This is a genomic window from Mitsuokella apri (genome assembly GCF_047974105.1).
Taxonomy (GTDB): domain Bacteria; phylum Bacillota; class Negativicutes; order Selenomonadales; family Selenomonadaceae; genus Mitsuokella.
The window spans coordinates 1-1,117 of the sequence record NZ_JBHYRS010000014.1 but is presented as its reverse complement, the minus strand read 5'-3'; the positions used below and the strand labels follow the sequence as shown (position 1 = coordinate 1,117).

Here is a 1,117-nt window from a genome sequence, read left to right as displayed (position 1 = left end):
CAACGCTCGCCACCTACGTATTACCGCGGCTGCTGGCACGTAGTTAGCCGTGGCTTCCTCGAAAGGTACCGTCATTGGAAACGGCTATTCGCCGTCTCCACGTTCGTCCCCTTCAACAGAGCTTTACGAGTCGAAACCCTTCTTCACTCACGCGGCGTTGCTCCGTCAGGCTTGCGCCCATTGCGGAAGATTCCCCACTGCTGCCTCCCGTAGGAGTCTGGACCGTGTCTCAGTTCCAATGTGGCCGTTCATCCTCTCAGACCGGCTACTGATCGTCGCCTTGGTAGGCCATTACCCCACCAACAAGCTAATCAGACGCAGACCCATCGTAAAGCGATAGCTTACAAGTAGAGGCCACCTTTAGTCAGTCTTCCATGCGGAAGATTGACAACATTCGGTATTAGCAGTCCTTTCGGACTGTTGTCCCCATCTTTACGGCAGGTTGTCTACGCGTTACTCACCCGTTTGCCACTCGACTTTCAAAAGCAAGCTTTCAATCGTCTCGTTCGACTTGCATGTGTTAAGCACGCCGCCAGCGTTCGTCCTGAGCCAGGATCAAACTCTCCATAAAATATGAAGAACCTTGATTGGCTCTAAAAATCTTTTTTGGCCTGAACTTCAAATAAATGAAGCTCAGTAAAGAAATTGCCGATTGCTTATGTTCATAATCAATCGATGTTTTTAATAACATCTGGCTTGAATCACAAATGATTCATGTTGCATTGTTTAGTTTTCAAAGAACAACTTGGTCTTTCGAAGCGTTCTCGCTTCAAGCGACTCATTTATTGTATCGCAGCTTCTTCATTCTGTCAAGAACTTTTTTCTTTTTTCATTTTGAAGATTGTCGGCTGTATGACAGCGACGAGCGGCTTCCGATCAAGGAGCTTCGTTCTCATCTTTTTCATATCGGCCGGTGTCTTGCGGCGACTTGTATTATATTACAGGAAAGTGCTCTTCCTGTCAATACCTTTTCTAAAAAAAGTAAAAAACATATTTACAGATAAAAACACAAGAACGGCATCGCCTTAGCGATGCCGTTCTTCATATGGCAGGGGTAGCTGGACTCGAACCAACGCATGCGGGATTCAGAGACCCGTGCCTTACCAACTTGGCGATA

1 rRNA gene is annotated in these 1,117 nt (G+C 46.9%); it reads right to left on the bottom strand.

Annotated features, from left to right (window positions below):
* Window positions 1–571: ribosomal RNA gene (locus tag ACE419_RS11500) — 16S ribosomal RNA — on the bottom strand; the annotation flags it as partial.
* Between the last annotated feature and the right edge of the window lie 546 nt (window positions 572–1,117).